Origin of the sequence: Patulibacter medicamentivorans (genome assembly GCF_000240225.1) — a bacterium.
In the GTDB taxonomy this organism is placed as follows: domain Bacteria; phylum Actinomycetota; class Thermoleophilia; order Solirubrobacterales; family Solirubrobacteraceae; genus Patulibacter; species Patulibacter medicamentivorans.
The window spans coordinates 1-522 of sequence record NZ_AGUD01000291.1; the positions used below are offsets into that span (position 1 = coordinate 1).

Consider the following 522-nt stretch of genomic DNA (forward strand, 5'->3'; position numbering starts at 1 on the left):
GTCGGGCTTCAGCCCGCCGTCGGGGCCGCTGGAGAGCAGCGCCTCGGCCTCGCCGATCGGGGCGCTGGTCTTCAGGTCGATCCCCGAGCCGCCGGGTGCGAGCGTGATGTCGGCCTTCGGGGTCAAGCCGGCGATCGCGGCCTCGACGCGGGTCGCGCGTCCGACCAGCGGCTTCGTCGACCGCGCCTCGGCGGTGATCCGCTGGACGGTGTCCCCGAAGGCGTCGTAGGCGATCTTGCCGTCGCGGGGTCGGAAGCCGATCGCGACGTGCTTCGGCAGGTCTCGGATCGTCGCGGCCGCCGTGATGCCGTCGCCCGTGTAGCGGACGGCGATCGGCTGGGTGCCCAGCTCGAGGTCGCCGTCGAACGCCTGCAGCTCGCCCTGGGCGTCCTTCTCGATCGCGACCGTCGCCTTGCGCAGGCCCTTGACCCGGGCCTGGGCGGCGAAGCGGTCGGTGGTGTCGACGATGTCGGCGCCGGTCTCGTCGGGCTTCAGCCCGCCGTCGGGGCCGCTGGAGAGCAG

1 protein-coding gene is annotated in these 522 nt (G+C 73.8%); it reads right to left on the reverse strand.

From position 1 onward, the window contains the following. A partial coding sequence (locus PAI11_RS27545; protein ID WP_040601096.1) for a hypothetical protein occupies positions 1–522 on the reverse strand: 522 nt, incomplete at both ends.